The sequence below is a fragment of the Mesorhizobium sp. B1-1-1 genome (assembly GCF_006442955.1).
Classification (GTDB): Bacteria; Pseudomonadota; Alphaproteobacteria; order Rhizobiales; family Rhizobiaceae; genus Mesorhizobium.
Window position 1 is genome coordinate 26,924 of the sequence record NZ_VFWW01000010.1, and the last position, 21,151, is coordinate 48,074.

General features: G+C 64.5%; 22 protein-coding genes. 12 read left to right on the top strand and 10 right to left on the bottom strand.

Annotated elements, in window-relative coordinates:
- The first annotated feature begins 108 nt into the window (after positions 1-108).
- Positions 109-1,293 carry an MFS transporter gene (locus FJ986_RS21110; RefSeq protein ID WP_140675508.1) on the top strand — a complete coding sequence of 395 codons (1,185 nt, stop codon included), beginning with the start codon at positions 109-111 and terminating at the stop codon, positions 1,291-1,293.
- A 114-nt stretch (positions 1,294-1,407) separates the two neighbouring features.
- Here the strand turns inward: FJ986_RS21110 and FJ986_RS21115 are convergent, their stop codons facing one another.
- Entirely contained in the window at positions 1,408-1,965 is a 558-nt protein-coding gene (locus FJ986_RS21115) for a GNAT family N-acetyltransferase (RefSeq protein WP_140582017.1), read from the bottom strand.
- A gap of 52 nt (positions 1,966-2,017) precedes the next feature.
- The gene (locus FJ986_RS21120; protein ID WP_140582020.1) at positions 2,018-2,722 is read right to left on the bottom strand and encodes a DNA helicase; all 705 of its coding nucleotides are present in this window, start codon (positions 2,720-2,722) and stop codon (positions 2,018-2,020) included.
- 290 nt (positions 2,723-3,012) lie between these two features.
- Between FJ986_RS21120 and FJ986_RS21125 the strand changes: the two genes are divergently transcribed.
- Positions 3,013-4,002, top strand: a complete 990-nt coding sequence (locus tag FJ986_RS21125) for a hypothetical protein (RefSeq protein WP_140675677.1) — start codon at positions 3,013-3,015, stop codon at positions 4,000-4,002.
- 46 nt (positions 4,003-4,048) lie between these two features.
- Here FJ986_RS21125 and pcaD read toward each other — a convergent pair whose 3' ends face one another.
- Positions 4,049-4,840 carry a 3-oxoadipate enol-lactonase gene (gene pcaD, locus FJ986_RS21130; protein ID WP_140582023.1) on the bottom strand — a complete coding sequence of 264 codons (792 nt, stop codon included), beginning with the start codon at positions 4,838-4,840 and terminating at the stop codon, positions 4,049-4,051.
- Positions 4,841-4,940: 100 nt separating this feature from the next.
- Between pcaD and FJ986_RS21135 the strand changes: the two genes are divergently transcribed.
- Positions 4,941-5,867: a LysR family transcriptional regulator gene (locus tag FJ986_RS21135; protein ID WP_140675511.1), complete on the top strand. Its 927-nt coding sequence runs from the start codon at positions 4,941-4,943 to the stop codon at positions 5,865-5,867.
- Positions 5,868-5,895: 28 nt separating this feature from the next.
- On the opposite strand, the gene FJ986_RS21140 is transcribed toward FJ986_RS21135, so the two are convergent.
- A complete protein-coding gene (locus FJ986_RS21140) occupies positions 5,896-6,345 on the bottom strand; it encodes a GatB/YqeY domain-containing protein (RefSeq protein WP_140516751.1) in 450 nt (149 codons plus the stop codon).
- Between the two features lie 278 nt (positions 6,346-6,623).
- On the opposite strand from FJ986_RS21140, the gene carA reads away from it, so the two are divergent.
- On the top strand, positions 6,624-7,829 hold the full coding sequence (gene carA / locus FJ986_RS21145; protein WP_140516753.1) for a glutamine-hydrolyzing carbamoyl-phosphate synthase small subunit: 1,206 nt from the start codon (positions 6,624-6,626) through the stop codon (positions 7,827-7,829).
- Positions 7,830-7,842: 13 nt separating this feature from the next.
- On the opposite strand, the gene FJ986_RS21150 is transcribed toward carA, so the two are convergent.
- The 3 genes from FJ986_RS21150 to mntR all read right to left on the bottom strand — a co-directional run bounded on the left by FJ986_RS21150 (position 7,843) and on the right by mntR (position 10,852).
- A complete protein-coding gene (locus FJ986_RS21150; protein WP_281406981.1) occupies positions 7,843-9,144 on the bottom strand; it encodes a TCR/Tet family MFS transporter in 1,302 nt (433 codons plus the stop codon).
- A 121-nt stretch (positions 9,145-9,265) separates the two neighbouring features.
- Entirely contained in the window at positions 9,266-10,198 is a 933-nt protein-coding gene (locus FJ986_RS21155) for a neutral zinc metallopeptidase (protein ID WP_140555992.1), read from the bottom strand.
- Positions 10,199-10,402: 204 nt separating this feature from the next.
- Positions 10,403-10,852 carry a manganese-binding transcriptional regulator MntR gene (gene mntR, locus FJ986_RS21160; protein ID WP_181165236.1) on the bottom strand — a complete coding sequence of 150 codons (450 nt, stop codon included), beginning with the start codon at positions 10,850-10,852 and terminating at the stop codon, positions 10,403-10,405.
- Positions 10,853-11,084: 232 nt separating this feature from the next.
- On the opposite strand from mntR, the gene FJ986_RS21165 reads away from it, so the two are divergent.
- From FJ986_RS21165 to FJ986_RS21175, 3 genes are all read left to right on the top strand, one after another.
- On the top strand, positions 11,085-12,449 hold the full coding sequence (locus tag FJ986_RS21165; RefSeq protein WP_140524851.1) for an Nramp family divalent metal transporter: 1,365 nt from the start codon (positions 11,085-11,087) through the stop codon (positions 12,447-12,449).
- Between the two features lie 46 nt (positions 12,450-12,495).
- A complete protein-coding gene (locus FJ986_RS21170) occupies positions 12,496-13,338 on the top strand; it encodes a protein-L-isoaspartate O-methyltransferase (protein WP_181167698.1) in 843 nt (280 codons plus the stop codon).
- Between the two features lie 102 nt (positions 13,339-13,440).
- Positions 13,441-14,091 carry a dihydrofolate reductase family protein gene (locus tag FJ986_RS21175; protein ID WP_140524852.1) on the top strand — a complete coding sequence of 217 codons (651 nt, stop codon included), beginning with the start codon at positions 13,441-13,443 and terminating at the stop codon, positions 14,089-14,091.
- A 61-nt stretch (positions 14,092-14,152) separates the two neighbouring features.
- On the opposite strand, the gene FJ986_RS21180 is transcribed toward FJ986_RS21175, so the two are convergent.
- A complete protein-coding gene (locus tag FJ986_RS21180) occupies positions 14,153-15,022 on the bottom strand; it encodes a LysR substrate-binding domain-containing protein (protein ID WP_140524953.1) in 870 nt (289 codons plus the stop codon).
- Positions 15,023-15,117: 95 nt separating this feature from the next.
- Between FJ986_RS21180 and FJ986_RS21185 the strand changes: the two genes are divergently transcribed.
- Entirely contained in the window at positions 15,118-15,717 is a 600-nt protein-coding gene (locus FJ986_RS21185; protein ID WP_140560657.1) for a LysE family translocator, read from the top strand.
- A 62-nt stretch (positions 15,718-15,779) separates the two neighbouring features.
- Here FJ986_RS21185 and FJ986_RS21190 read toward each other — a convergent pair whose 3' ends face one another.
- Positions 15,780-16,574 (bottom strand): SDR family oxidoreductase, encoded by a 795-nt coding sequence (locus tag FJ986_RS21190; RefSeq protein ID WP_140560656.1) that lies wholly within the window; start codon positions 16,572-16,574, stop codon positions 15,780-15,782.
- Positions 16,575-16,766: 192 nt separating this feature from the next.
- Here FJ986_RS21190 and FJ986_RS21195 point away from each other — a divergent pair, with 192 nt between their 5' ends.
- On the top strand, positions 16,767-17,231 hold the full coding sequence (locus FJ986_RS21195; RefSeq protein WP_140495930.1) for a MarR family winged helix-turn-helix transcriptional regulator: 465 nt from the start codon (positions 16,767-16,769) through the stop codon (positions 17,229-17,231).
- 41 nt (positions 17,232-17,272) lie between these two features.
- On the opposite strand, the gene FJ986_RS21200 is transcribed toward FJ986_RS21195, so the two are convergent.
- Complete coding sequence (locus tag FJ986_RS21200) at positions 17,273-18,451, bottom strand: MFS transporter (protein WP_140560655.1); 1,179 nt, start codon at positions 18,449-18,451, stop codon at positions 17,273-17,275.
- Positions 18,452-18,645: 194 nt separating this feature from the next.
- On the opposite strand from FJ986_RS21200, the gene FJ986_RS21205 reads away from it, so the two are divergent.
- The 3 genes from FJ986_RS21205 (at position 18,646) to FJ986_RS21215 (ending at position 20,971) form a co-directional block, all read left to right on the top strand.
- Entirely contained in the window at positions 18,646-19,002 is a 357-nt protein-coding gene (locus FJ986_RS21205; RefSeq protein ID WP_140495932.1) for a helix-turn-helix transcriptional regulator, read from the top strand.
- Positions 19,003-19,071: 69 nt separating this feature from the next.
- Positions 19,072-19,830 (top strand): metallophosphoesterase family protein, encoded by a 759-nt coding sequence (locus tag FJ986_RS21210; RefSeq protein ID WP_140560654.1) that lies wholly within the window; start codon positions 19,072-19,074, stop codon positions 19,828-19,830.
- Between the two features lie 295 nt (positions 19,831-20,125).
- Positions 20,126-20,971: an SH3 domain-containing protein gene (locus FJ986_RS21215; RefSeq protein WP_140560653.1), complete on the top strand. Its 846-nt coding sequence runs from the start codon at positions 20,126-20,128 to the stop codon at positions 20,969-20,971.
- Positions 20,972-21,151 lie beyond the last annotated feature (180 nt).

Sequence of the window (21,151 nt, forward strand, 5' to 3'; positions counted from 1 at the left end):
TTTTGAACCCGGAGATCAAGAAAAGCTAAAGCGGCGACAAAAATTTCTGGATTGCCGGCAGCGCGCATCCGTGGTTTGAGGCCTGCATTCGAGGATTTAATTCCCGCCATGTCGCTTCCGCTCATCGCCCTGTTCATCGCTGCCTTCGCTTTCGGCACCACCGAATTCGTCATCGCCGGCGTGCTGCCGCAGGTGGCGCAAGGGCTTGGCGTTTCGGTTCCGACATCGGGCTATCTCGTCTCCGGCTATGCCTGCGGCATTGCCATCGGCGGTCCGCTTCTGGCACTTGCCACCAAGTCCTTGCCGCGCAAAACCTTGCTGCTCGGCCTCGCGGTCGCCTTCACCATCGGTCAGGCGGCCTGCGCGCTGGCGCCCGACTTCACCTCGATGCTGCTTCTGCGCATTGCCGTCGCAGTCGCGCATGGCGCTTATTTCGGCGTCGCCATGGTGGTGGCGGTCGGGCTGGTGCGCGAGGACCAGCGCGGCATGGCGGTGGCCGTCATCCTGTCGGGCCTCACCGTCTCCAACGTGATCGGCGTGCCGGCGGGCACTGCCATCGGCAACATCTGGGGCTGGCGCGCGACCTTCTGGGTTATGTGCGCATTGGGCGTGGCGGCCACGCTTGCCATGGCAGCCCTTTTGCCGCGCACCACAGGTTATCAGGCCAAACCCGCCGGCCTCGCCCGCGAGGTCCGCGTGCTTGCCCGCCAGCAGGTCTGGACCTCGCTGATCCTGATGCTGATGCTGATGATCGGCCAGTTCGGCCTGTTCACCTACGTCACCCCGACATTGATCGAGATCACCGGCCTCGACGAGAACCTGGTGCCCTGGGTGCTCTTGCTCAACGGCGTCGGCGCCACGCTTGGCGTCTTCCTCGGCGGCAGGCTAGCCGACTGGAAGCTGATGCCCTCGCTGATCACCATGCTGGCCCTGCAGGCGGTGACGCTTGCGGTGATCTATGCCGTCAGCCCCTATCCCGTGCCGATGGTCGTGGCGATCGTCATCTGGGGCGGCCTCAACTTTGCCATCGGTACGCCGATCCAGACCCGCATCCTGTCCTGGACTGCGGATGCCTCGAACCTGGCCTCCTCGCTGATCCCATCCGGCTTCAATGTCGGTATAGCGCTCGCGGCATCGCTCGGTGCCGCCATGCTCAATGGCGGTTACGGTTATCGCAGCCTGCCGCTGCTTGGCGCTGTGGCGATGCTCGTCGCAGTCGCGGTGGCGCTCGCCTCGCACATCTGGGAGTGGCGCAGCAACGCCACGCCACCGCTGACGGCAGCGGCTGAGTAGATTATCCGCGTCAGGACATCCACCACCGATCATGCCTGATCCGGGCGTGCACCGGCGCAAGCACGACGCGATGAACAGTCATGTCTCGCCCGGCAGCTGCGCAGCTCCAACGCATTACAGATCGATGCGGAACCGCAGGCTCTCCGCTCCGCCATAGGCGGCATCTTCGAGGAAACGTTCGACCAGTCTGCCGCCGTTGGCCAGGATCACTTTGTGCGAGGCCGGATTGCCAGGTTTTGCGGTGATGTCGACATGAGCCAGGCCGACCGCCCTCGCCTCATCCAGCATAAGCCGCAGCGCTTCCGTCGCGTAGCCGCGTCGCTGTTTCCACGGCACCACGGCGTAGCCGATATGGCCAAGCACGTGCGGCGGCAGCGCCGACGTGCCCTTCTGCCAGCGCAGGCCGATCGAGCCTGACGTCTCGCCGTCCCACATCCAGCGCCTGAAGCCCGGCAGGCGCGGGACCTGTCTGCCGTCAGGCAAGGTGATCGGCGGCCCCTTGGCCTCGGGATCATCGAGGCTGGCCAGGAACGCCGCCGGATCCTCCTCGATTGCGGCAAGCTGCTCGCGAGCTGCCTCCATGAGCCGTACATTGTCGGGCGACCAGCCGCGCTCGAGCGCAGCCTTGTAGGACGCCAGATGCTTGAGCCCGGGCTTGACGATTTCGATCATGATCCATGCTCCCTCGCAGGCCAAGCAGGCATAGCGATGGCCACTGGAACGCTCAAGCGGGCTGGAAGCGGATCGCGCCCTTGTTGAGGAAACACGCTTTGCTGAACAGCGACAGATCCAGCGGGTTCGGTAGCCGAACGTCGCTGATATCGGGAAACGGCTTCGTTGACGGATCGTAGGAGCGGTCGATCTGCGAGATGAAGACCAGGATCACGCCCCTGTCACGCGCAAAAGCCTTCAATGTCCGGACCTGGTCCATCAGCTCCGGATTTTCCCGCTTCTGGTCGAGCAGTTGCAGATAGTCGATGACCGCGAGCGTCCCGCGCGCCACCGATCCCAACACCTCGACGATGTAGTCGGCGCTGATGGCTTCGGAAGTGTCGGACGCGAACAATCGGTCGAACTGGGCGGGGTCCGCCCCGATGGCGCGAAACCGGTCCAGCACATCGCGATGCGTGTATTCCAACGAGAAGAACACGCTGCGATGGCCACGCTCCATGGCTTCGACCGCGAGCTCGAGGCTCATCAGCGTCTTGCCGTGGCCTGGTCGCGCACCGACCAGAACCAGGTCGCCGGGCATCAGCCGCGAGAACAGCCTGCCGGCGGCCGTCGTCTCGGCTGCCTTGGCCGCAAGCAGACTCCAACTCGCAGAACCTTCGCGGGCTGCAACACGGTCAAGCGCCTGATGGAGCGGAATCTTCTCCTTGCGGGACAACAGCCTGGCTTGACGCTTCAGATGGTAAATGGGCGCAATCATCGCAAACCTCCTGGTGCGAGCAGTCTTCGCAACCCCTCCTTATGCTTGGTGCTCGAACAGTCGGTTCGATGATCGGATTGCCCCGCATGAATGATGCTTTCCCGACGGAGGGAGGAGGCGTGGGCGCGCCGGAATCAGACAATACCCCAATGCTGGCGGGTCGAAAACGCGCATACGTGCCGGGAATGCTGAACAAGATGTGTTTCGCCGGCCGGCATAAGCCGATTTATGATCGTGCCGGGGGTGATTCACCGCCAAAACACAAACGCTTCGACAGGAGAACGGGTCTGGTGCGGTTGAGATCTATCCCGCTGGGTGTCGTCGCCAGCCTCTTCCTCGTTGTCGTCGCTTTGACGGCACGGTCCTTTGCCGCGCCCTCGGCCATTCCGGCCTGGCTGCAGGCCCATGTCGGCGAAGGTGATGGCCAGATCTCAGCTGTGGTCCTGGAGCGGGCCCGAGCGCTTTACCTGAAGAAAGTCGGCGCAGGAGCCGTTAACAATCCCTGCTACTTCGCCATGGATGCGACGCGCCCTAGCGATCTGGGCAACAACAAACTGGGTCACCGTTATTACATCATCTGCGAGGCCAGCCAGGCGTTTCGCGCCGTTTCGGCGGGCCACGGCAGCGGCCGGAATCTGAAGGGCGTCGCAGATTTCGCCAATGGCAAGCGCTGCGCGAAGAACTTCGGCAATGCGCTGGATTCGTCACTAACCGCCGGCGGCGCCTATATGATCGGCGAGGCGATAACCTCGTTCAAGGGCTATCATCGCACCGCAGCGAAGCAAGACGTGGCTTTCATGCGTACCTTCGTGCAGTTCGATGGCGAGGGCGAGGCCGCGAACGCCAGGCAGCGCGTGATCGGCGGGCATCCGGCGGAAGTGCTGAAGGGAATGTGTCTTCGCAAAGATCCGGCCAGTTCGCATGCCGACCATGACGGCTACGTGCCGTTCGGCAAGCTGGTGGATTATGCCGGCGGCCGCAGCAATGGCTGCACCAGTTGGTCGGCGGCGGATGCGCAGCAGATCATCCCGATGGTGAAGGACAATCCGACGACGCTCTACATCTACCCTGAATCGCGCGACATCGCCGCCGTTGCGCAAATCGTGGCGGCGGGCCGTTCGCTGTCGGACGCTGGCCCCTATTGGAACGCATCCTGCCTGAAGGAAATCGGCACGCCGAAATTCTGGCCGCGAAAGACGCTCGAGCCGATCATTGCCCAATACAGGAAGGACCACCCGGCACCGCCGCCGCAGCCGGTGCCGATCTGCAAGGAGCCGTGAGGTCCGTCCCGGCTCCGGGGATGCGGGGTCTACGGGATCGCATCCCTCAGCGCAGAAAATCGAACACCGCCTGCATGAAACCGGATGGATATTCGACATTCGACAGGTGAACCGCCGGCAGGACGACCAGTTTCGCGCCGGGCACCGCCGCGGCGATCAGTTCGCTGTGGCTGGCCGCCGTCACCGTGTCGTGCTCGCCGGCGATCACCAGCGTCGGCCGCGAGATCAGCGCCACGGTGCGGCGAAGGTCGGCGTCGCGCACCGCCGCAAAGAGGCCCGCCAGGCCTTGCCGGTCGATGGCGAGCAGCATGGCGCGAAATTCCTCGATGACGGGCTCGTTGGCCGCCACCATTTTTGCCGGGAACCAATTGTTGAGGAACGTTTCGGCGGTTTCGGCCATGTCGGGCGCCTGCCGGACGGCGGCAATGCGCTCGTCGAAATAGCTTGCCGGTCCGAGATGCGACGAGGTGTTGCTCAGGATCAGCCGGTCGATCCGCTCCGGCGCGTGGATGCCGAGCCATTGCCCGACGAAGCCGCCCAGCGACAGGCCGAGGAAATGCACGCGGCCAAGGCCGAGCGCGTCGAGCAGTTCGATCACGTCGCCGCCGAGCCGATCGAGCGAATAGGCGCCGGCCGGCACGCTCGATCCGCCATGGCCGCGAAAATCATAGCGCAGAAGATGGAAATGCCTGGACAACTCGCCGACCTGTCCATCCCACATATGCAGCGTGGTGCCGATGGAGTTCGACAGCATCAGAACCGGCTTTCGCGCATCGCCGTCGAAACGGTAGGCGATGCGCGTGCCGTCGCCAACAGTCACAAAATTCAGCTCACTCATGATGAAAGATCCTTCTGGAAGGGTTGAATGACAGAGCGTAGTCAGATCGTTGGTTTGTTGATATTACAAAGTCAGGACAATCTCTGTAATCAAAGCTGACATGGCTGAATTCACCTTGCACGACCTGCAGTGCTTCGACGCCGTGATCCGCACCGGCGGCTTTCAGCCGGCGGCGGCCCTGTTGCATCGTTCACACCCGGCTGTATTCGCCGCTGTCGCCAAGCTGGAACGGCAGCTCGACCTCGTTCTCCTGGACCGCAGCGGCTATCGCGTGCGCCCGACCGAGGCCGGGCTGTCGTTCCACCGCCGGGCGCAATCGCTGCTGCGCGAACTGGAAGGCCTGCGCGTGCATGCCGCCCAGCTCTCGATGGGCGAAGAAAGCGAAATCCATGTGGTGATCGGCGACCTATGCCCACGACCGCAGGTGCTGGGCCTGCTCGGGCGGTTCTTCGCGCAATGTCCCGGCACGCGTCTGCACCTGCACTTCGAGGCCGTCGGCGGCCCTTGGGAACGCCTTTTCGACGACGAGGCCGATCTGGTCCTGCACTGGATCGACAAGGGCGATGCGCGGGTGGAATGGATCGATTTGTGCAAGGTGCCGTTCATTCCCGTGGTGGCACCGGGCTTTCTGCCGGAGCGCATCGAGCCGCCGATCACACCCGACCAGATGCAGGCGCTCACCCAATGCGTGATGCGCGACACTGCCCGCCATTCACCGCAACAAGACTACTTCATGGTCGAAGGCGCGCCGCAATGCCTGGTCGCCGACCAGGGCATGAAGAAGGAGATCATCCTGCAGGGCCTCGGCTGGGGCCACCTGCCACGCTTCCTGATCGAGGAGGAGCTGCGTGATGGACGCCTGCGGTCCATCGCCGGCCCTCATATGCCGGGCCGCACCGACGAACTGGTGGTTGCGCGTCGCCGCGACCGTCCCCACGGGCCGGTCGCCAACCGTTTGTGGGATCATATCCAGCAGGAGGCGCCAGCATTGCGCCACGCGTTGGAGCCCCAGAAGGTTGTTCCATAGGGCAGGCAAGCACCGACGGTCGCGCCGGCTACTGCAGCAGTCCCTTGACGATGCCGCTTGCCTTGCCGAAATCCATCTGGCCGGCATATTTCTGCTTCAGCGCCGCGATCACCTTGCCCATGTCTTTCTGGCTGGCGGCACCGGTCGCCGCGATCGCCTCGCGCGCCGCGGCGGTGATGGCGGCATCGTCGAGCTGCGTCGGCAGGAAATCGCGGATGATCTCCATCTCGCCGCGCTCCTGCGCGGCCAGTTCCGGACGCTTGCCGTCTTCGAAGGCCTTGGCCGATTCTTCGCGCTGCTTCACCATCTTGGCCAGGATCTGCAGGATCTCCTCGTCGCTGGCCGGTTCCTTGCCGGCACCGCGATTGGCGATATCGCGATCGTGGATGGCGGCCTGGATCAGCCGCAATGTCGGCAGCCGCTGCTTGTCCTGCGCCTTCATCGCGCTCTTCAGGGATTCGGCGATTTTTGCGCGCATCGTGCTCTCTCCTTCGGTCGGCGCGGACAATAGCGCCGGCTGCAGACCAACGCAAACCCTGATATGTCGAGGCAAGCCTATGATATTGCTCAATGAAATAAATCGCAGCAGCATTTCCCATCATCATTGACCGACCTGCCCCCTTCCCCTATGTACTGGGCCTTGCATGAACTGAAGCTTGAGTGCGTGGAGGCCGCGAATTCGCCGCTCCGCGCCGTTTGCCGCGCAAATGGTCCGCCGGGCCAGTTTGAAGCGCGCGGCCTGATAGGAGTGCCGCCATGGCCGAGATGACGCCCGCCTGGGCCACGCAAAAGCCGACCGCCCTGCTGGTGCTGGCCGACGGCACCGTCATTGAGGGTCGCGGTCTCGGCGCAACGGGTTCGGCGGTCGCCGAGGTCTGCTTCAACACCGCGCTTACCGGCTATCAGGAGATCCTCACCGATCCGTCCTATGCCGGCCAGATCGTCACCTTCACCTTCCCGCATGTCGGCAATATCGGCACCAACGGCGAAGACGTCGAGGACCTCAATCCGGCTGCTCGCGCCGGTGCCGTCGGCGCCGTGTTCAAGGCCGATGTCACCAATCCCTCCAACTACCGCGCTGCCGGCCATCTCGATCAATGGCTGAAGAAGCGCGGCATCGTCGCCCTCTCGGGCATCGACACCCGCGCGTTGACCGCGTTGATCCGCGAAAAGGGCATGCCCAACGCCGTTATCGCGCATGCGACCGACGGCGTCTTCGATCTCGACGACCTGAAACGCCGCGCCGCCGCGTGGTCCGGCCTGATCGGCCTCGACCTCGCCAAGGAGGTCACGTCAGGCCAGTCCTCGGTGTGGCGCGAGACGCCTTGGGTGTGGGACGAGGGCTTTGGCGAACAGGACGAGCCCTCCATGCATGTCGTCGCCATCGACTATGGCGTCAAGCGCAACATCCTGCGCCTGCTTGCGGGGCTTGGTGCCAAGGTGACCGTGGTTCCGGCCAAGACCGGCGCCGAGGAAATCCTCGCCATGCAGCCGGACGGCATCTTCCTGTCCAACGGCCCCGGCGACCCTGAAGCCACCGGCGCCTACGCCGTGCCGGTCATCCAGGACCTGCTCAGGACCGAGATTCCGGTGTTCGGCATCTGCCTCGGCCACCAGATGCTGGCGCTGGCGCTGGGCGGCAAGACCGCCAAGATGCATCAGGGCCATCACGGCGCCAACCATCCGGTCAAGGACCACACTACAGGCAAGGTCGAGATCGTCTCGATGAACCACGGCTTTGCCGTCGACGCCGACTCGCTGCCGTCAGGCGTCGAGGAAACCCATGTCTCGCTGTTCGACGGCTCGAATTGCGGCATCGCGCTGACAGGCCGGCCGGTATTCTCGGTCCAGCACCACCCCGAGGCCTCGCCCGGCCCGCAGGATTCGCATTATCTGTTCCGCCGCTTCGTCAACCTGATCCGCGAAAAGCGCGGCGAGGAACTGCTGGCCGAACGGGCTTAGTTCCGACAGATCCTCATATTCGTGCCCCATCTTCCGCGACGCCTTTGGTGACGGTTCCGAGTGCCGCGGGCCTCGCCACTTTCGTAACGAAGACAACGAGCGCCAGCACTAGGAAAACCGCGCCAACCAGGTAAGGCGCACCGCCGAAGGTCACTGGCGCGCTTGGCCCGGTGAACCAGGAAAAGATCGCGGTATAGAGCAGCGGCGTGACGATCGATGTGATCGAGAAGATCGACGTCATCGCGCCTTGTAATTCACCCTGCGCCGAAGGCGGCACCTTGGCGGCGGCGAGGCTCCTGAGCGGCGGGTCGGCCAGCGCTTCCAGGCAGCCGACGACGATCACCGCATAAATCATCCAACCCTGCGTCGCGAAGGCGTAGCCGAAAGCACTGAGCGCCGTGAACGCCAGACCGATCACCGCCGTCCTCCACTCGCCAAGCCTGGGAATGATGCGTGGCAGCACCGTTGCCATGACGATGGCTCCGCACAGGCCGAAAGCGCCGAGCGAAAAACCGATCTGCTGCTCGTTCCAGCCATAGCGATAGTTGGAGACGAACGACCAGACCGCCGGATACATCATGTGGCCGAGCGTCATCAGGAAGAAGACGAGCCCGATCCAGCCAATGCCTTGATATTGGCGCATCTGCAGAAGCGTGCCGACCGGGTTGGCGCGTTTCCACTCGAAGCGCCGGCGGTGCTTTTCATCGAGCGTTTCGGGCAGCAGGAACAGCGCGATCAGGAAGTTCACAAAGGCAAGTCCGGCGGCGAAATAAAACGGCACGCGCGGCCCGAAGGTGCCGAGCAGCCCGCCAAGGACCGGCCCGATGACGAAGCCGACGCCGAAGGCGATGCCGAGCAGGCCGAAATTCTTGGCCCGGTTCTCATCGTTCGAGATGTCGGCGATGAAGGCTGATGTGGTCGAATAGCTGGCGCCTGAAATGCCGGCCAGCACGCGCCCGATGAACAGCATCGGGTAGGACCAGGCTATGGCGCAGATCAGATTGTCGATGGAAAACGTCAGCACGGAGGCGAGAAGGATCGGCCGCCGGCCGAACCGGTCGCTCAACCCGCCCATGACGGGCGCGAAGAAGAACTGCATGGCCGCATAGACGAAGAACAGCCATCCGCCCTCGATCGCCGCCTCCGAGACGCCGACGCCGGTCAATTCTTGCAGGTAGGCCGGCAGCACCGGCATGATGATGCCGAATCCGATGATGTCGAGGAGCAGCGTCGTGAAGACGAGCGCAAGCCCCCGCTTGGCGGTTTTGGGATCGATCATGGTTTCGTCTGCTCCTTCCCGGCGCCTGGCGCGCAGGCGGAGGCACTTATAGGCGAGCAGGCCGTCAGGAACAATGAGGGAACAAGCAGGACGTTCGCATCCTGACACCCCCTGACGACATCCTTGCCGTCAGGTCACCCGTGAAAGAACCGGATGCTCAGATCGGGTTGTTGAACGTATCGCAGTCGGAAAGCTTGCCGCTCTTGTAGCCGCGCGCCAGCCAGGTCTGCCGCTGCGCCGACGTGCCGTGGTTGAAGCTTTCCGGCACTACGTAGCCCTGCATCTTCTTCTGCAGCGTATCGTCGCCGATCTGCCTGGCGGCATTGAGCGCGCTTTCCATATCGCCTTGCTCCAATATGCCCTTCTGCGCCGTGTAATGCGCCCAGACGCCGGCGAAGCAGTCGGCCTGAAGCTCGACGCGCACCGACATTTGATTGGCTTCGGCCTCGCCCATGCTTTGCCGCATCTGGTTGAATTTGGACATGATGCCGGTCAGATTCTGCACGTGATGGCCGACCTCATGCGCGATCACATAGGCCCGCGCGAACTCGCCCGAGGCGCCGAACTGCTGGTCCAGCTGCTGGAAGAATGTCATGTCGAGATAGACCTTGTGGTCGCCGGGGCAATAGAACGGTCCGGCCGCCGACGAGGCGAAGCCGCAGGCCGAGCGGATCTGCCCGCTGAACAGCACCAGCTTGGGGTCCTCATAGGTCAGTCCGTTGGCCTTGAAAATGCCTGTCCATGTGTCCTCGGTCTCGGCCAGCACGGTTGCCACGAACTGCTTCATCTCGTCGGAAGCCGGCGCACCGGTGCCCCCGCCCTGGCTGCCGCTGTTGTCCGTTATCTCGCCGCCGCCAGGCAGCAGGCCTCCACCGCCGCCGCTCAGCACCTGGATCGGATCGATGCCGAAGGCTTTCAGGCCGAAATAGAGCACGACGAGGATGATGATGGTCGAGATCGACATGCCGCCGCCGCTGCTGCCGCCGATCGGAATGCGGAACTGGCCGGGTCCGCCGCCACCAAATCCGCCGCCGCCGCTGCTGCGCTGGTCCTCGACATTGTCACTCTGACGACGGCCTCTCCAGAGCATGGCAACTCCCCGCGCTGCGAATTTACTGGTCGATCCGGCGCGAGGCCGGCTCCACCTCATAAACAATTATCTCAATGGTTGCGCCAAGTCACAGCATTTTTCGCAGCCGTGGCCGTGCTGGCATGTTGGCTCCGCTGCTCTGGCCGCGACTGTGGAATGTCTATGGCATCGCCGGCGAAACGAGCCAACGGCTTGGCAAAGTCCCTAGCCCGCCGTCATCGCCTTGCGGAACGCTTCCAGCGTCTCGGCACTGACATGGTGCTCTATGCCCTCGGCATCGATGCGCGCCGTCTCGGCGCTGACGCCGAGCGAACGCAAAAAAGCCTCCACCGTCTGGTGGCGAATGCGGCTCTCTTCCGCGACCTTGCGACCTGCTTCGGTCAAGAACACGCCGCGATAAGGCTTTCTGGAGACCAGCCCGTCGGCACACAGCCTGGTCAGCATCTTGGCCACTGTCGGTTGGGCGACCCCCAGCCTGGCCGCGATGTCGACCTGGCGAGCCTCGTTGCCGTCCTCGATCAGGTCGGCGATCAACTCGACATAGTCCTCGACCAGCGCGCTGCGGCGCGCTTCGCGCGTCTGCCGGAACCCTTCCGAATGGACATCGGCATCGGGCAGCGGCTCACGCGGGACCGGTCTGTTCTTCAGCGCCAATATGCGCTCCTCCTTGGCTGCCCGAAGATTGAATCGGCCCGCATTCATAGCACGGGCCCCCACAATCCTGGCGTTTATTTGCATTCGGGCCCAGGCGCAACCGCATCGCCGCCGCGTCGGAGCACGATCGATCACATCACAAAAGCATGATCAATGAAATATAGCATATTGCATAATGTTGAGCCGCGACATAGATAGGAGACATCATCCATTGCATCAAGCGGAATTCGCCATGTCCGAGACCGACGCCACCGCCATAGCCAGACCCGCGTGGCGGTTCGACAGGCCAGGCGACGAGCAGCCGAGTCTGCGCGAGGTCAATTCCTCGATCGCCGTGCCGAATTCGGGCGTCTGGTTCCGTCGCCTGTTTGCCTTCATGGGGCCGGGCTACATGGTCTCGGTCGGCTATATGGACCCGGGCAACTGGGCGACAGACCTCGCCGGCGGCGCCCAGTTCGGCTACACGCTGCTGTTCATCATCATGCTGTCCAACCTGATGGCGATCCTGCTGCAGGCGCTGGCCGCGCGTCTCGGCATCGCCACTGACCGCGACCTCGCCCAGGCCTGCCGCGCCTACTACCCGCGTCCGGTGAACTTCGTGCTGTGGATCGCCTGCGAGCTCGCCATCATCGCCTGCGACCTCGCCGAAGTGATCGGCACCGCGATCGCGCTGCAGCTCCTGTTCGGCATTCCGCTGATCGGCGGCGCCATGCTCACCGCGCTCGACGCCTTCCTGGTGCTTTTGTTGATGAACAAGGGCTTCCGCTATCTCGAAGCCTTCGTCATCGCGCTTCTGATCATCATCTTCAGCTGCTTTGCCATCCAGATCTTCGTCGCCGCGCCGCCGGCCGGCACGATCCTGCATTCGATGTTCGTGCCGTCATCCGAAATCGTCACCAATCCGGCGATGCTCTACATCGCCATCGGCATCATCGGCGCCACCGTCATGCCGCACAATCTCTATCTGCACTCCTCAATCGTGCAGACCCGCGCCTATGAACGCACCGACGAGGGCAAGCGCGACGCCATCAAATGGGCAACGACGGACTCGACCATCGCCCTGATGCTGGCCCTGTTCGTCAACGCCTCGATCCTGATCGTGTCGGCGGTCGCCTTCCACAACACCGGCCACCAGGACGTCGCCGAGATTGGCCAGGCTTTCGAACTGCTGTCGCCGCTGCTCGGCCTGAGCATCGCCTCGATCCTGTTTGCCGTGGCGCTGCTCGCCTCCGGCCTGAACTCGACGGTGACCGCCACGCTTGCCGGCCAGATCGTCATGGAAGGCTTCCTGCGCCTGCGCATTCCGCAATGGGCGCGGCGCCTGCTGACGCGCGGCCTCGCCATCATCCCCGTGGTGGTCGTCACCGCGCTCTACGGCGAAAAGGGCACCGGCCAGTTGCTGGTGTTCAGCCAGGTGATCCTGTCGATGCAACTGCCCTTCGCGGTAATCCCGCTGGTCCAGTTCGTCTCTGACAGGAAGAAGATGGGCAGCCTTGCCATCCCGCGCGGCGTTGCGGCGCTCGCCTGGGTGGTCGCCGCCATCATCCTGGTGCTCAACTTCAAGCTGCTCTACGACACGCTGTTCGGGATCGGCTGAGATCGGCCGCGACAAAGACGCGGCCCGCGCTATTTCTCGGTCGATCATGACCACGATAGCCCAATCCCGAAGCTTCTATGCCAAGCTGATGGCTGCCCAGGCGCGTTCCGCCGATCCGCGTCTTGAAGAGGTGTTCGCGGCCGTGCCGCGCGAGGCGTTTCTCGGTCCCGGCCCATGGACGATCGTCGCCGGCCAAGGCGCGGTCGAGACCCCGAGCGCCGACCCGCGCTTCATCTATCAGAACGTGCTGGTGGTGCTCGATGCCGACAAGGGCATCAACAATGGCGAGCCGTTCCTGCACGCCATGTGGATCGGGAAACTCGCGCCCAGGCCCGGCGAGGCTGTCACTCACATCGGCGCCGGCACCGGCTACTACACGGCTTTGCTGGCCAGGTTGGTTTCACCTGGCGGCACCGTTGCCGCCTTCGAACTGGACGCCGATCTTGCCTCGCGGGCAAAGGCAAACCTTGCGGGCTACGAGAACGTCACTGTCATTCCTGGCGATGCCGTCACATCGGATTTGCCGCCGTCGGACGTCATCTATGTCAATGCCGGCGTCGCGGCACCTCCACCCGGCTGGCTCAAGGCGCTGAAGCCGGACGGCCGCATGATCTTCCCGTGGCGCCCGGCCGAGCGCGTTCCCCTGGCCGTTCTGGTGACCCGCACCGAAAACGGTTTTGCCTGCGACCCTTTCATGCGCTCCTGGTTCATCCCTTGCTCCGGCGCGTCGGTTGCAAGTCTCGCGGCAAAAATCCCGACGCGCGACCAGGCCGCGCGCAGCCGCTCGATCTGGCTGACAGCGGACAAGTTGCCGGACCGCACCGCCACCGCGATCTTTGAGCATGTCTGGTTTTCGTCACGCAGCCTCGATGCGCGGCCTCGGGTCTGACGAACCGAAATTCGGCACGCCCTGTCGGACGGCCAGCCAGTCATCCGTCCTTGGGCTGAAGTCCGGCCCTGACGGCGTGGATCGAAACAGGAGGAGCATCCCATGAGAAAGATCATAGCGGCGACATTCGTCAGCCTCGACGGCGTCATGCAGGCGCCGGGCGGCCCGGAGGAGGATCCCGTCGGCGGCTTCAAGTTCGGCGGCTGGACGTTCCACTATTTTGACGAAGTGGCGGGCGCGGCAATGGATGAACTATTCTCCAAACCCTTCGCCCTGTTGCTCGGCCGCAGAACCTACGACATATTCGCCGCATACTGGCCGTATCAGAAAGATCCGATCGCGGATGCCTTCAACCCTGCGACCAAATACGTAGCGACGCATCGTCCGGATTCGCTCACCTGGCAGAACACGCAATCGCTTGGGCCTGATATCGTCCCGGCGTTGCGCCGCCTCAAACAGGAAGATGGACCTGACCTGCTCATCCAGGGATCGGCCAATCTGATCCAGACCCTGCTCGCCAATGGGCTGATCGACGAGATTCGGCTGATGATCTTCCCGCTGTTGCTGGGCAAGGGCAAGCGGCTGTTCGGCGATGACGCGATGCCGGCCGCCTTCAAGCTGACCCGCTCGCAGGCTTCCAGCACCGGCGTCATCATGGCGACCTACGAGCGCGCCGGCGAAATCAAGACCGGTTCCTTTGTCACGGGGGAGCCATCCGACGCCGAGCTCGAGCGGCGCAGGACCTGGAAGTAAACGCTTCTTTTCCTCTCCTCCACGAACGTGGAGGAGAGGAAACCAGGTTCTGAAAATTCCCTCAAGCCGCCTGCGGCCGGCGCGCCAGCCCGTCGCGTATATGCCGTGCGAACGCTTGCGCCGCCGGGCCGACGCCGTGCCTCGGCAGATGCAGGTTGATCGAGAAATTCGGCAGCGGCGGCAGGCCGGACTCGGACGGCAATATGTCGAGATCGGCCGGCACCGTGGAGGCCAGCCAGGTGGTGACGGCCAGATCGGAACGCACCGTTGCGGTCGTCGCGTCGATATTGCCGTTCTCGAACACGGTGCGCCATTCCAGCCCATGCTCGTGGAGCGCCGAAAGCACAACCGGCCGGAAGGCGCAGCTGTCGGCGACCATCGAGACCGGTAGGGGGCGCTTGGCGCGCGCGACACCGCCCTTGGCGCCGACCCACACCAGCCGATCGATGGCGAGGCACTCGCCATCCGATGCCCCCACCCGCTCCTCGATGACCGCCAGGTCGATAGTGCCGGCCGCGAGCGCCGCGGCCAATTCCGGCGAGGAGGCGCAGACCAGCGATATCTCGACCTGCGGATAGGTTTGCGCATAGGCTTTCAGCACCGGCGCCAGCGTCGTGCCGACAAGGTCGTAAGGCACGCCGAACCGCACCTGGCCGGCCACGACATTGGCAGCCATTTCGGCCCAGATCTCGTCGTTGAGGCTGAGCAGCCGCTTTGCCTTGCCGAACAGCCGCTCGCCGGAAGAGGTCAGCCGCAAGCCGCGCCGGTCGCGCTCGAACAGGCTGCGGCCGAGCGCCTCCTCCAGCCGCCGGACTTGCTGGCTGACGGCGCCTTGCGTCAGGTGCAGCGCATTGGCCGCCGCCGTCATGCTGGCCTTGTCGGCGACGGTGACGAAGGTGCGCATGAGCGTCGTATCGAGGTTGCGGATCATGCCTGCATTATAGATGCTAATGCCCATCATCGCAAATATTGCATTTACTGATATTCGGCTGCATCTACCATGGGGCCTCCGACTGAGGACGCCGCATGCTCCAACCCGTCATCCCCCTGATCCTGTTCGCCCTGATGGCGACCAGCACGCCCGGCATCGCCACCACCTTGTCGACGGCGTCGGGCGCGCAGTTCGGCTTTCGCCGCTCCATCCCGCTGGTGGTCGGCAGCGCGGCCGGCTTGGCCACCGTCACCGGGGCGGCGGCCGCCGGGCTGGCCGGCCTGCTTCTCGCCATGCCGTCCTTGCAGCTTGCCATGAAGATCGCCGGCTCGCTCTACCTCGTCTGGCTGGCGCTCAAGATCGGCCGTGCGGGGGCCCCCAAGCTCGATGTGACGATGATCAAACCGAACAGTTTTCTCGGCGGTGCCGGCATTCAGTGGCTGAACCCCAAGGGCTGGGCGATGGGGCTTGGAGCCGCGGCATCCTTCGCCGCACTCGCCGACGGGCCGGCGCGGCTGGCCCTGCTGCTCGGCTCCACCTTCGGCCTCACCGCCGCCTTCTCGCTGTCGCTATGGTGTGTGGCCGGCATGCTGCTCGCCCGGCTGCTGAAGACCGAGCAGCAATGGCGCGCGCTCAATATCCTGCTCGGCCTGGTGCTGGCGGCATCGATCATTCCGATGTGGCGGCAGGCGTAAGATGGGCCTGCAGAACCTGGGTTCCTCGCCCCCGCAAGGCGAGGCGAGGAACCCGAATCCTGTCAAGCCGCGTAGCGTGCGGCTGGCTTGTCGGCGTGCAGGCTGCCGTAGAAGGTCTGCCGGGCGCCAAGGAAGGCGTCCAGCTTGGCCGTATCGGCAAGCGCGGGCACGGTGACGGCTTCGCCCCTGGCCAGGCCGACAAGGGCAGCATCGACCATATCGTCGGCGGTCATGATGATTTCCTTCGGAAGCTGGTCGATATCGCTTCCCGCGACTTCCCAGAAATCGGTCCGGGTCGCCCCCGGCAGCACCACCTGCGCCTGGACATGGGTGCCGGCAACCTCGCGCTGCAGGGCTTCGGTGAAGTTGACGACATAGGCCTTGGTGCCGCTGTAGATGCCGCCGAACGAGGTGTCAAAGGCCAGCACCGAGGCGATGTTGACGATAGCGCCGCGGTTGCGCGCGAGAAATCCCGGCAGCACAGCACGCGTCAACCGCGTCAGGGCGATCACATTGACCTTGATCATGCGTTCAGCCGCATCGGCGTCCGCCGTCGCAACCACCTGCGCACCACCAAGCCCGGCATTGTTGACCAACAGCGTGACGCTGTCATCCGTCGACACCGTCCGCTCCACCCGCCGCACATCATCGTCGTTGGCCAGATCGGCACTGATCACGCTGACCTTGCGGCTGTAGGCATAGCGCAGCCTTTCAGCCAATTCCTCGAGCCGGTCCGCGCGGCGCGCCACCAGCACCAGGTCATAGCCCTGCCCCGCCAGCCGGTCGGCATAGACAGCGCCGATGCCGGAGGAAGCGCCGGTGATGACGGCGGTGCCCTTGTTCTCATTCTTGCTCATTGTCCTGTTCCTTTCGCGCTCTTCGCTCTGGTTCGGCTTCGACGGATGCGCCGGCTGCCGAGCTTCTCGATCGTCAATTGGTGGCATATGCCACTTTCGGCGAAGTAGGTATATGCCACTATCTTGTCAACGGCGGCCGCGAAAACTATTTCTGCGGCAGGCTGGCACAGGCTTTGCCAGCGAGGAGTTGACATGACCGATCTTCAGCAACCGGGATTCAGCCGATGCAACAATGCCACCTTGCGGCGCACCGCGCGCAGGCTCGGCCGCTTCTACGACGACGCGCTTGCGCCTTCCGGGCTGAAAGGCACGCAATTTGGCCTGCTCTTTCAGATCAGTGCCAGCAGCGAACCGGCGATGGGGACCGTTGCCGAGGCGCTGATCATGGATCTCTCGGCGCTCGGCCATACGCTGAAGCCGCTGGTCCGCGACGGCTATGTCGAAACTTTCCCCGATAAGGACGATCGCCGCGTCAAGCGCGTCCGGCTGACGCCGCACGGCCAGGCCAAGCTCGAAGAGGCGATCAGGCTGTGGAGTGTCGCCCAGCAGCGCTTCGAGGAGATGATCGGCGCGGAGCAAGCCGCGAAGCTGCGTGCGACGCTGGATGATGTGGCCTCTCTGGACCTCGAAACGCCGGCGGCCGCTCCCTCCAGTTGAAGCGGCCGCGTAAGAACCAGTGACGAAAAGCTCGGCGCCCTCTACTCCGCCGGCATGGCGACCGGCCGCGCCAGCATCCGGCCGGCCAGCACGATGCCGAGCCCGACGACGGGGAAGACGGCCGCGATGAGGCCCAGATCGGCCGGACCGCCATAGCGCAGCACGGCGCCGCCAACCACCGCGCCGAGCGCCACGCCGAGGTAGAGCGCCGAGGCATTGAGCGACAGCACGATCGGGGCAGCGTCGGGGGCGAGCTTGATGATGCGGCTCGCCTGCGCCGGCGGAAAGGCCCAGCCGACGATGCCCCATGGCACCATCATGCCCATCAGCGCCGGCCCGGCGAGATGATGCGGCAGAAAGGCCGGGATCAGCGAGAAGGTGACGAGCATGGCAGCGCTCAGCGCCAGCGACCAGCCGACGGTGCGCGTCGCGCCAAACCGGTCCGCGGCCTGGCCGCCGGCGATGTTGCCGATGACGGCGCCGACACCGAAGGCGAGCAGCATGCCGGGCAGCGCTATCGGGGAGAGCCCGCTGGCTTCGATGGCCAGCGGCGCGATGAAGCTGAACACGGTGAAGGCGCCGATGAGGGCAAGCGTGGTCGTCACCAGGATCGGCATCACGCCGGGACGCATTGCCGCCGCCAGCCGGCGCTTCAGCGGCAGCTTGGTGCCGATGATGCCGCGCGGCAGCCGATACCAGAGGATGGCGCCGGCGAGCGCGCCGAGGCCTGCGATGGCATAGAACGTGCCGCGCCAGCCGGCTATCGCCGCGACCAGCGCGCCGAGCGGGGCGCCCACCGCTACCGCCACCGTGGTGCCGCCGACGACGACGGCAATGGCGCGGGCCCGGTGATGGTCATCGACCAGCGCCACCGCCGTGCCTTGCGCGGTCGCCGCGAACAGGCCAGACGACAGCGCCATGATGATGCGCGCGGCGAGCAGCACTTCGAAGGAGGAGCTCAAGGCCGCGGCAACGTTGCCAATGACGAAGAACACCAGCGTCCACAGGATGACGCGGCGCCGGTCCCATTCGCCGGTCAGCGTCGCCAGGATCGGCGTGCCGACCGCATAAGCGAGCGCGAAGGCGGTGATCAGCGTGCCGGCGAGCGGAACGGAGATGCCGGCATCCCTGGCGATGTCGGGCAGAAGGCTGGAGACGACGAAGCCTTCGGTCGAGATCGCAAACGATCCGAGCGCAAGCCAGAAGATCCGCTTGTCCATGGCGATGTGTCCTTAGTTCAAAGGTTATTGAACAATTGGACATAACCCGGCAGGATGTCAATGAAGCCAGGAAAAAATAGCACAACCATCCTGACAGCCCTGTGTCAGCACGATCGTGAAAGGGAGAGCGGTGTGCACGGCAGACGCGGAGCGGGTGCGTTGAAATCGGCCGGAACTGTGCTTAGGTTGCAGCCATGAGCCTGCCACATCCCAATACGGACCAGATCAGCCTGCCGATCGTGCTCGCCGTGCTCGGCGACCCGACGCGGCTGGCGATCGTGCGTTATCTCGCCAGCAAGGAAGGCGTGCCGCTGAACTGCAGCAAATTCCTCGATCTCGCCTCCAAGACCAATTTGAGCTACCACCTGGCAAAGCTGCGCGAGGCCGGCGTGACCCGCGCAGAAGTGGCCGGCACCAACCGCATGATCACGCTGCGCCGCGCCGATCTCGATGCCCGCTTCCCCGGCCTGCTCGACAGCATTATTGCCGCCGCAGGCGACGATCCAGCGCTGCCGGCCGTCGGCGGCCATGATATCGAAGTGACGGCCTGACTCGCGGGATCTGGGTTCTCGCCCCACGGCAGTGGGGAGAGGAAACGCTGCCTCACAACCGGAGTTCCCATGCGCATTGCTGTCCTCGCCGATATCCACGGCAATGTGCTGGCGCTTGACGCCGTGCTCGCCGACCTCGAGCGGCGCGGCGGCGCGGATATCACGGTCAATCTCGGCGACAGCGTTTCGGGTCCGCTCTGGCCGCGCGAGACGTTTGCGCGGCTGGAAGCGCTGGACCTGCCGACCGTGCGCGGCAATCATGACCGCCGCGTCGCCGCCGATCCGGCCGATGAGACCATGTGGGCCTCCGACATCTACGCGCGGGAACGGCTGACCGGGGCGCAGCGCGAGGTGCTGTTCGCCCAGCCTCTGACGCTGGAGATCGCGCCCGGCGTGATCGCTTTCCATGCCAGGCCCGATCATGACGAGAAATACCTGCTCGATGCGATCACCGATGGCCGGCTGGTGCGTGCGCCGCTGGCGGCGATCCGGCGGCGGTTGAAGGCGCTCGATCCGGCCTGCCGCCTGGCCCTGTGCGGCCATAGCCACCGGGCCGAACTGATCCGCTTGCCCGGCGGTCCGGTGATCTTCAACCCGGGCAGCGTCGGCTGTCCCGCCTATGAAGACTCGACGTCGCCGGCGCATTCCTCCGAGCAGGGCGCGCCGCATGCGCGCTATGGCATCGTCACTTCAGGCGAGCCCGGCCGGCCCGACCGTTTCGAGGCCATCGCCGTCGACTACGATCACGAGGCGGCCGCCAGCCAAGCCGAACAGGCGGGACGGCCCGAATGGGCCCATGCGCTGCGAACCGGCTTCATGCCCGGCTGAATGCTCTTCGCATTCATGCCGCCCGGCTGAATGCTTTTTGCGTTCATGCCGCCAGGCTGAATGCTCTTTGCATTCATGCCGCCAGGGCTGAATGCTCTTTGCATTCATGCCGCCAGGCTGCTCGCTCCCCCGCTCCTCCGATCATCGCCCTCACGCAGCTCCGTCCCTGCCGGAAGAAAATCTCGCTTCTGGACATGGCGCAGCGTCGTCGCCTATAAAATCGGCTTCGCGTGTGGCGGCGTTTTCGTATCTGGCGGTGCCTTTGGTAATGCAATCTATCGGCCACGGCGAAGCGATGAAGCGCTGGTCTACGCTCCGAACGACGCTCTTCGCGCTGATCGCCGCTCCTTTGCTTCTGACGGTGGCCCATGCCGAAGAGGGGCCGTTCATCTCCATCGTCACCGGCCTCGCCCCCGACGATCTCCTCAACGTCCGCGCCCAGCCATCGCCGATCGGCAAGACCGAGGCGCGTCTGGCCAATGGCGCCAGCGTGAACAATCTCGGCTGCATCGACGTAGACGGCCGGCAATGGTGCAAGGTCGAGGCCGAGAACCCGAAAATCAGCGGCTGGACCCCTGCCCGCTACCTGAACCCCGTCAATCCGGCTTCGCCGCCCGATCCGGATCAGGCGGATGCGGCCGCTGCCGCGACCAACAATGCAGGCCAGGCGCTCGGCGCCGCCAGCCCCGCGGCCGCTCAGCCGCCCGACCTGACGGCGCGGCTAGGCGGAGCCGACAATGCGGCTGCCCCCGCAACCACGCCGAAATCCGCCGCGGTGATCGCCATGCAGGATGCTTACGGCCTGGCGCTGGTGGCGAATGAACCGCGCACTGGGGAGAATCCGGCACAGGCGGAGGCCACCGCCGGAGGCGCCGCCATTGAAATTCCCTGTGCGCGCAATGTCGGCCAGCCGATGACCCTTTGCGCGGCAAGCGTCGAGCACAAGGGCAGCGACAAGGCCGATGTCACCGTGACCTGGCCGGACGGCGGCAGCCGCGTCATCTCCTTCTATGGCGGACTGCCCGCCGGCTCCGACGGCGACAGCGATTTCCGCTTCACCCGCGAAGGCAGCCTCAGCATGATCCGCGTCGGCGTCTCGGAGCGATTCGAGATTACGGACGCGGTGGCGTTTGGGCATTAGTTTGGAAGGCAATAGGGCAGTAGGGCTGTGTGAAGTGCCTGGAGTGACTGCCCTACTGCCCTACTGCCCTACTGCCCTACTGCCCTACTGCCCTACTGCCCTACTGCCCTACTGCCCTACTGCCCTCATTTTCGGGGTTACATCAGGCAAAACTCTTCCCTATAAGGCCCTCCTAGCCTG

What these genes read in the sequence shown, in the direction of transcription:
- FJ986_RS21110 (WP_140675508.1), top strand. Translation starts at nt 109, where the DNA reads ATGTCGCTTCCGCTCATCGCCCTGTTCATCGCTGCCTTCGCTTTCGGC.
- FJ986_RS21115 (WP_140582017.1), bottom strand. Translation starts at nt 1,965, where the DNA reads ATGATCGAAATCGTCAAGCCCGGGCTCAAGCATCTGGCGTCCTACAAG.
- FJ986_RS21120 (WP_140582020.1), bottom strand. Translation starts at nt 2,722, where the DNA reads ATGATTGCGCCCATTTACCATCTGAAGCGTCAAGCCAGGCTGTTGTCC.
- pcaD (WP_140582023.1), bottom strand. Translation starts at nt 4,840, where the DNA reads ATGAGTGAGCTGAATTTTGTGACTGTTGGCGACGGCACGCGCATCGCC.
- FJ986_RS21135 (WP_140675511.1), top strand. Translation starts at nt 4,941, where the DNA reads ATGGCTGAATTCACCTTGCACGACCTGCAGTGCTTCGACGCCGTGATC.
- FJ986_RS21140 (WP_140516751.1), bottom strand. Translation starts at nt 6,345, where the DNA reads ATGCGCGCAAAAATCGCCGAATCCCTGAAGAGCGCGATGAAGGCGCAG.
- carA (WP_140516753.1), top strand. Translation starts at nt 6,624, where the DNA reads ATGGCCGAGATGACGCCCGCCTGGGCCACGCAAAAGCCGACCGCCCTG.
- FJ986_RS21155 (WP_140555992.1), bottom strand. Translation starts at nt 10,198, where the DNA reads ATGCTCTGGAGAGGCCGTCGTCAGAGTGACAATGTCGAGGACCAGCGC.
- FJ986_RS21165 (WP_140524851.1), top strand. Translation starts at nt 11,085, where the DNA reads ATGTCCGAGACCGACGCCACCGCCATAGCCAGACCCGCGTGGCGGTTC.
- FJ986_RS21170 (WP_181167698.1), top strand. Translation starts at nt 12,496, where the DNA reads ATGACCACGATAGCCCAATCCCGAAGCTTCTATGCCAAGCTGATGGCT.
- FJ986_RS21175 (WP_140524852.1), top strand. Translation starts at nt 13,441, where the DNA reads ATGAGAAAGATCATAGCGGCGACATTCGTCAGCCTCGACGGCGTCATG.
- FJ986_RS21180 (WP_140524953.1), bottom strand. Translation starts at nt 15,022, where the DNA reads ATGATCCGCAACCTCGATACGACGCTCATGCGCACCTTCGTCACCGTC.
- FJ986_RS21185 (WP_140560657.1), top strand. Translation starts at nt 15,118, where the DNA reads ATGCTCCAACCCGTCATCCCCCTGATCCTGTTCGCCCTGATGGCGACC.
- FJ986_RS21190 (WP_140560656.1), bottom strand. Translation starts at nt 16,574, where the DNA reads ATGAGCAAGAATGAGAACAAGGGCACCGCCGTCATCACCGGCGCTTCC.
- FJ986_RS21195 (WP_140495930.1), top strand. Translation starts at nt 16,767, where the DNA reads ATGACCGATCTTCAGCAACCGGGATTCAGCCGATGCAACAATGCCACC.
- FJ986_RS21200 (WP_140560655.1), bottom strand. Translation starts at nt 18,451, where the DNA reads ATGGACAAGCGGATCTTCTGGCTTGCGCTCGGATCGTTTGCGATCTCG.
- FJ986_RS21205 (WP_140495932.1), top strand. Translation starts at nt 18,646, where the DNA reads ATGAGCCTGCCACATCCCAATACGGACCAGATCAGCCTGCCGATCGTG.
- FJ986_RS21210 (WP_140560654.1), top strand. Translation starts at nt 19,072, where the DNA reads ATGCGCATTGCTGTCCTCGCCGATATCCACGGCAATGTGCTGGCGCTT.
- FJ986_RS21215 (WP_140560653.1), top strand. Translation starts at nt 20,126, where the DNA reads ATGAAGCGCTGGTCTACGCTCCGAACGACGCTCTTCGCGCTGATCGCC.